This window comes from Deltaproteobacteria bacterium (assembly GCA_016875225.1).
In the GTDB taxonomy this organism is placed as follows: Bacteria; Myxococcota_A; UBA9160; order SZUA-336; family SZUA-336; genus VGRW01.
In genome coordinates, this window is sequence record VGRW01000127.1 from 1 (window position 1) to 5,978 (window position 5,978).

Genomic DNA, 5,978 nt, shown 5'->3' on the forward strand with positions numbered 1-5,978 from the left:
TTTTCTCGACGCCGATCGGCTACCAGACCCACCTGATCGTGTTCGGACCCGGCGGCTACCGCTTCAGCGACTTCGTCAGGGTCGGCGCACCGCTCGACCTGCTCTGCGGTGTGGTCGCGCTCGCGGTGATTCCCTATTTCTTCCCCTTCTGAACCAGGAGAAGAGATGGTCCACCGCTACGCGGCTCTGTGTGGCTTCGCGCTCGTGCTGATCTTCGCTACGCCCGCCCAGGCCGAGAGGAAATGCCCCAACGGGCGCGGCGCGCAGAGCGCGATGTGGTTCTCGATCGCGCACCCCGGCATCGGCGAGTACTACCTGAAAGGATGGGGGCCGTTTCTGAAAGGATGGGGGCCGTTTCCGAACATGCCGCAGAAGAAGTTCTGGCTCGGCTTCATTCCGTTCTACGGCTGGCCCGGCTACCTGCAGGTGAAGAGCGCGATCGACGCCGCGAACTGCCGCACCAACGACGACATCTAGAAGCGGCTTCTAGCCGCGCGGCTCCATCCCGGTCTTTCCGCCCAGCTTCGGCAGCCCGTCCTCGACCGAGACGAAACCCGCTCGGTCGTCCACGTAGACGTGGAGCGACGGCGCGCGGTCGATCTCGCCGTCGAGCGAGCCGAGCGCGACGTCGAGGTGATCCGGGTGCTTGCTCGATTCGCAGAGCATGCTGCTCCCGCAATGGCCGCAGAAACGCCGCCAGCCGTGCTCCGAGGAGTCGTAGCGGCGCAGCGCGTCTTCTCCTGCCGTGATCCGGAAGCGCTCGTAGGGCACGCCGATCCAGGTGACGAAGCCGGCGCCGTGCGCCTTGCGGCACATCGAGCAGTGGCAGTGCGCGCAGAACAGCGTCGGCAGCTCGACCTCGAAGCGCACGGCCCCGCAGAGGCAGCCGCCGGAGACGCGGTCGATCCGCTTGGGGGCGTCCGTCACGGCTTCAGTCTATCCGAATCCGGCGCAGGAATGCCTCGAGGCGGTCGCGAGCGAATGCGCGCTCGTCCCACGGCTCGCGGGTCAGCAGATCTCGCTGCGCCTCGCGCACCACGTAGACGCTCGCGTGGGGGCGCGCGCCGTCCGCGACCCGGACCTCGAGCCATCTTCGCTCGTAGAGCGGGCCTTCGAAGCGGTCGAGTGCCGCGAGCGCGGTGTCGTCCACCTCGCGGTAGAGCGTGCCCCTCGTGCACGCGCCGGACTCGGGCAGAAGTCCGGGATAGTCGGCGTCGCGAACGCGGTAGCGTGCGAAGCCGTCGAGCACCGCGGGCTCGCCCGCGAAGGTTCGCCCCGTGACCTCGCGCATCACCTCGGCGAACTCGAGCGATCCGTAGCAGAACAGGAACATCCGCCGCGCCGCTACCGCGCCGCGCGCCGCAGCCGCAGCGCGTTCGCGATCACGCTCACGGAGCTCGCGCTCATCGCGGCCGCCGCGAGCATCGGCGAGAGCAGCAGGCCGAAGATCGGGTAGAGAGCGCCCGCCGCGACGGGCACACCGAGCGAGTTGTAGACGAACGCGAAGAAGAGGTTCTCGCGGATGTTGGCGACCGTCGCGCGCGACAGGCTTCGCGCGCGCGCGATCCCGCGCAGGTCTCCGCGCACGAGCGTGACGCCCGAGCTCTCGATCGCGATGTCCGTCCCGGTGCCCATGGCGATCCCGACACACGCGCGGGCGAGCGCCGGCGCGTCGTTGATGCCGTCACCGGCCATCGCGACTCTTCGGCCCTGCGCCTCGAGCTCCGCGACCACCTCTGCCTTGTCGGTCGGCAGCACCTCCGCGCGCACCTCGTCGATGCCGAGCTCGCGCGCGACGGCGTCCGCGGTGCGCCGGCTGTCCCCGGTGAGCATGACCACGCGAAGCCCGTCGGCGCGCAGCCCGCGAAGCGCTTCGGCCGCGTGCGGCTTGATCGGATCGGCCACGCCGAGCGACCCGAGCACGAGGCCGTCCTGCCAGACGAAGACGACGGTCTCGCCGCGGTCGCGGCGGGGGTCGGCCTCGAGCTCCAGCGCGTCGATCTCACCGGCCGCGACGCCGAGCTCCCGCAGCAGGTTGCGGTTTCCGAGCGCCGACGCCCGGCCGTCCAGACTTCCCCTCACGCCGAGCCCCGCTCGCGAGGCGAAGTCCGCGACGGCGACGGCCGCGACGCCGCGCTCGTCCGCGCCCGAGACGATGGCCGCGGCGAGCGGATGCTCGCTTCCGCGCTCCAGGCTCGAAGCGACACGGAGAAGCGTCGCATCGTCGACGCCCCGGGCCGGCTCTACGCTCGCGAGCTTCGGCTTCCCCTCCGTCAGCGTTCCGGTCTTGTCGATCACGAGCGTGTCGATCTCGCGCAGGCGCTCGATCGCCTCGGCGTCCTTGAACAGCACGCCGAGCTGGGCTCCGCGTCCGATCGCGACCATGATCGACATCGGCGTCGCGAGGCCCAGCGCGCACGGACACGCGATGATCAGAACCGCGATCGAGTTCACCAGCGCGTGCGCGAGCCGCGGCTCGGGGCCGAAGAGCGCCCAGAGCGCGAACGTGAGCAGCGAGGCGCCCACGACCGCGGGGACGAAGATCGCGGCCACGCGATCGACCAGGCGCTGGATCGGCGCGCGGCTGCGCTGCGCCTCGGCCACGCGGGCCACGATCTGCGCGAGCAGCGTGTCGCGGCCGACTCGCTCGGCCGCGATCAACAGGCTGCCGCTCTGGTTCAAGCTCGCCCCCGTGACTCGATCGCCCGGGCGCTTCTCGGCGGGAATCGGCTCGCCGGTGAGCATCGACTCGTCGACGCTGGAGGTACCTTCGAGCACGCGCGCGTCGACCGGGATCTTCTCGCCCGGGCGCACGCGCAGGCGATCCCCCACGCGCACGTCCGCGAGCGCGACGTCGATCTCGAGCCCTTCCGGGCGCACCAGCCGCGCGGTCTTCGGCGCAAGCCCCATGAGCGCGCGCAGGGCCGCGCCCGTGCGGCCGCGCGCGCGGAGCTCGAGCACTTGTCCGAGCAGCACCAGCGTCACGATCACGGCCGCCGCCTCGAAGTACGGCGCGATCGCGCCGCCGTGGCCGCGGAACGCCTCGGGAAAGCTCCCCGGCGCGAGCACCGCTGCGACGCTGTACAGCCACGCGACGCCCGTGCCGAGCGCGATCAGCGTGAACATGTTGAACCGCCGCGTCGCGAGCGACCGCGCGCCGCGCACGAAGAACGGCCAGCCGCCCCACGCGACCACCGGCGTGGCGAGCGCGAGCTGCGCCAGCCCCAGCAGCCGCGGCGACACCGCGTGCTGCAGCGGCATTCCGGGCAGCATCTCCGACATCGCCAGCGCCGCGAGCGGAACGCTGAGCAGCGCCGAGACCCGGAGTCGGCGCTGCATGTCGGCGAGCTCCGGGTTCTCCGGCTCGTCTGGCGAGGCCTCGAGCGGCTCGAGCGCCATTCCGCAGATCGGGCACGACCCGGGCCCGATCTGGCGGATCTCGGGGTCCATCGGGCAGGTGTAGATCGCGTCGGGCGCGACCGGCTCCTGCTCTACGGGGCGCGGCGCGAGATATCGCTCGGGCTCGGCCTGGAACTTCGCGAGGCAGCGAGGATTGCAGAAGCGGTAGGTCTGCCCGGCGTGCTCGCAGCGGTGCGGCCCGTCGGCGGCGACGGTCATCCCGCAGACCGGATCGATGAAGCTCGCGTCCGGCATGAGCCCGTCCTCCGGCTAGACCCGCTCGAGCTTCAGGAACGCGCCGCAGCCGGGACAGCGCTTGATCGCGGGCAGCTCGAGCGGTGGATCGAGCGTCTGCTCGGCGGCGCAGCCCGGGCAGGTTCCGGCCAGCGAGAGGATCTCGCGCGCCTGCTTCAGGCGCTGCGTCGCGAGCACCGAGCCGACCAGCGTGAAGCCGAGCAGCCACGGAACGTGCGGCGGGATCAACAGGCACGCGCAGCCCGTCCCGAAGATCGGCAGGAAGCGCCGCAGCGCGCGCCGGAATCGATCGCGACGCCCGTACTCGGCGATCTTCGCCTCGAGTCGCGTCGGCTCGTGGCCGTGCGTGCTCGCGCTGACTCCGACTTCGACGATCGTCATCTTCCAGCCCCGAATCCAACGAGTCTCTGCTCTCGGATGCTACCGCTCGATCGCGTATGATCGCACGGATGGAACACGCCGCCGACCGGGGCATCGGCCTGGGTGGATTCGGGCTGCGATTCGCCTTCGCGCTCGCGCTGGTCTACGCCAGCTACAACCCGTGGGGAGTCTCGTACGTGGCGTGGGTGATCGGCACGTGGACGCCGGCCGACGAGTCGAGCTGGCTCGGCTCGCCCGCGCTGAAGTTCGTGGTCGGAACCGCGCTCGCCATCGCGTGGGTCGTCTACGGAACCGCGGCACGCCGCTCGCTCGGCGGCGTGGGAATCCTGCTGGTCGTGGCGCTCTGCGTAGGGCTGATCTGGCTGCTCGTCGAGCAGGGCGTGTTCTCGATGTCGAGCCTGCCCGCGCTCACGCACGTCGCGCTGGTCGTGATATCGCTGGTGATGGCGGTCGGAATGAGCTGGTCGTTCACGCGGCGCCGGCTCTCCGGGCAGGTCGACACCGACGACGTCGACACGCGCTAGCCGTACATCCGCGCCCGGCGCTGCTCGCGGAAGTTCGTGATCTCGAGCCGGATCCCGTCGGGATCGTCGAAGAAGGTCGCGTAGTAGTCGGGCGCGTACTCGGGGTAGAGACGCGGCTCGCTCACCGAGACGCCGAGCGCGCGAAGCTCCGCGGCCGCCTGATCCACGGCCGCTGCATCGAGCACGCGAAAGCAGAAGTGGTGCAGGCCCGGCGCATAGGGATCGTGCGCCGGTGTTCCCGCGCGCGCCGGCCGGAGCGAGAAGCCGAACTGGCGGTTGTAGTAGTGCACGTGCGGGTCGCCGGCGATCGCGGAGTCCACGCGCCGGTAGCCGAGCGCGGCCATCACCCCGTCGTAGAACTGCGTGGAGCGCGCGAGATCGCGCACGGCCAGATAGACGTGATCGATGCCGAGCACCTCGACGGGCATTCCTCCTCCCTTCGATCTCAGCTCGCGACGAGCTTCAAGCCGGCCACGAGCAGCACCAGCGCGAGAACGCGGCGCAGCGACTTCGGCGCGAGATGTCGACTGCCCACGCGCGCGCCGAGGAAGCCGCCGACGAGCGCGGCCGGCGCCCAGAATCGGATCGCGTCCGGCACCTGTCCGACGCTGGCCAGGTGGCCTGCGAGCCCCGCGATCGAGTTCACGAAGATGAACGCCGCCGACACCGCGCTCGCGCGCCGCGCATCCGCCCAGCCCGCCAGGAGAAGCAGCGGCGTCAGGAAGATCCCCCCGCCGACGCCCGTGAGCCCCGAGAGCAGGCCGATGCCTGCGCCCCACGCGAGCGAGACCCCGAGCGCCGGCCGCCCGCCCTTGTCTGATCGCGCGGCGGGAACGTCGATCAGGAACCGCGTCGCCGCGAAGAGCAGCACGACCCCGACGATCACCCGGTAGACCCCGCTCGGCGCCTGGATCGCGCCGCCGACGAAGGCCATCGGAACGGACGCGAGCGCAAAGGGCGCGAACAGCCGGAAGTCGAAGAAGCCCGCGCGCGCGAAGCTCCCCGCGGCCAGCGCCGAGGCCAGGATGTTCAGGACCAGCGCCGTCGGCTTCATCACCTCGGGTGCGACACCGAAGAGCGCCATCGCCGCGAGATAGCCGGACGCGCCGCCGTGACCGACCGACGCGTAGAGCATGGCGGCGGCGAAGATCAGCCCCGTGAGCATTGCGACCGATTCCTGGGACAAACGCGCGCGCCCTCTAGCCTGGATTTCTCACCACTCAAACGAGCACAGGCCGGCTGACTTCTGTTAACCGTTGAGTTGCAAGACAAAACGGGCCAACAGAAAGGGCCGACCTGTGCAGACAGAGTGTAGCGCGACGCAGCTTGAGTTTTCGCCGCTGGGACGACGGCCCGTGGTGGGCCGGTTCGACGCGGAGCACGCGAGCAGCGACGGCGGGGTGCTGCTGCTGCGCGAGC

At 70.7% G+C, this 5,978-nt stretch carries 8 protein-coding genes; 2 read left to right on the top strand and 6 right to left on the bottom strand.

Annotated elements, in window-relative coordinates:
• Nucleotides 1-165 precede the first annotated feature (165 nt).
• Complete coding sequence (locus FJ108_17515) at nt 166-477, top strand: hypothetical protein (protein ID MBM4337688.1); 312 nt, start codon at nt 166-168, stop codon at nt 475-477.
• 9 nt (nt 478-486) lie between these two features.
• Here the strand turns inward: FJ108_17515 and FJ108_17520 are convergent, their stop codons facing one another.
• From FJ108_17520 to FJ108_17535, 4 genes are read right to left on the bottom strand one after another with little or no spacing between them, the layout of a single operon-like run.
• Nucleotides 487-927: a GFA family protein gene (locus FJ108_17520; protein MBM4337689.1), complete on the bottom strand. Its 441-nt coding sequence runs from the start codon at nt 925-927 to the stop codon at nt 487-489.
• Between the two features lie 4 nt (nt 928-931).
• On the bottom strand, nt 932-1,333 hold the full coding sequence (locus FJ108_17525) for a gamma-glutamylcyclotransferase (protein MBM4337690.1): 402 nt from the start codon (nt 1,331-1,333) through the stop codon (nt 932-934).
• An 11-nt stretch (nt 1,334-1,344) separates the two neighbouring features.
• The gene (locus FJ108_17530; protein MBM4337691.1) at nt 1,345-3,654 is read right to left on the bottom strand and encodes a heavy metal translocating P-type ATPase; all 2,310 of its coding nucleotides are present in this window, start codon (nt 3,652-3,654) and stop codon (nt 1,345-1,347) included.
• A gap of 15 nt (nt 3,655-3,669) precedes the next feature.
• Nucleotides 3,670-4,035 (bottom strand): hypothetical protein, encoded by a 366-nt coding sequence (locus tag FJ108_17535; protein MBM4337692.1) that lies wholly within the window; start codon nt 4,033-4,035, stop codon nt 3,670-3,672.
• Between the two features lie 68 nt (nt 4,036-4,103).
• Here FJ108_17535 and FJ108_17540 point away from each other — a divergent pair, with 68 nt between their 5' ends.
• The gene (locus tag FJ108_17540; GenBank protein MBM4337693.1) at nt 4,104-4,559 is read left to right on the top strand and encodes a hypothetical protein; all 456 of its coding nucleotides are present in this window, start codon (nt 4,104-4,106) and stop codon (nt 4,557-4,559) included.
• Here FJ108_17540 and FJ108_17545 read toward each other — a convergent pair.
• Together FJ108_17545 and FJ108_17550 are read right to left on the bottom strand one after the other, a co-directional pair.
• The gene (locus FJ108_17545; protein ID MBM4337694.1) at nt 4,556-4,987 is read right to left on the bottom strand and encodes a VOC family protein; all 432 of its coding nucleotides are present in this window, start codon (nt 4,985-4,987) and stop codon (nt 4,556-4,558) included. The two genes, FJ108_17540 and FJ108_17545, sit on opposite strands and share 4 nt — an antisense overlap.
• A 17-nt stretch (nt 4,988-5,004) precedes the next feature.
• A complete protein-coding gene (locus FJ108_17550; GenBank protein MBM4337695.1) occupies nt 5,005-5,724 on the bottom strand; it encodes a sulfite exporter TauE/SafE family protein in 720 nt (239 codons plus the stop codon).
• Nucleotides 5,725-5,978 lie beyond the last annotated feature (254 nt).

Coding starts and splice junctions, on each gene's coding strand:
- FJ108_17515 (MBM4337688.1), top strand. CDS start 166: ATGGTCCACCGCTACGCGGCTCTGTGTGGCTTCGCGCTCGTGCTGATC.
- FJ108_17525 (MBM4337690.1), bottom strand. CDS start 1,333: ATGTTCCTGTTCTGCTACGGATCGCTCGAGTTCGCCGAGGTGATGCGC.
- FJ108_17530 (MBM4337691.1), bottom strand. CDS start 3,654: ATGCCGGACGCGAGCTTCATCGATCCGGTCTGCGGGATGACCGTCGCC.
- FJ108_17535 (MBM4337692.1), bottom strand. CDS start 4,035: ATGACGATCGTCGAAGTCGGAGTCAGCGCGAGCACGCACGGCCACGAG.
- FJ108_17540 (MBM4337693.1), top strand. CDS start 4,104: ATGGAACACGCCGCCGACCGGGGCATCGGCCTGGGTGGATTCGGGCTG.
- FJ108_17545 (MBM4337694.1), bottom strand. CDS start 4,987: ATGCCCGTCGAGGTGCTCGGCATCGATCACGTCTATCTGGCCGTGCGC.
- FJ108_17550 (MBM4337695.1), bottom strand. CDS start 5,724: ATGCTCACGGGGCTGATCTTCGCCGCCGCCATGCTCTACGCGTCGGTC.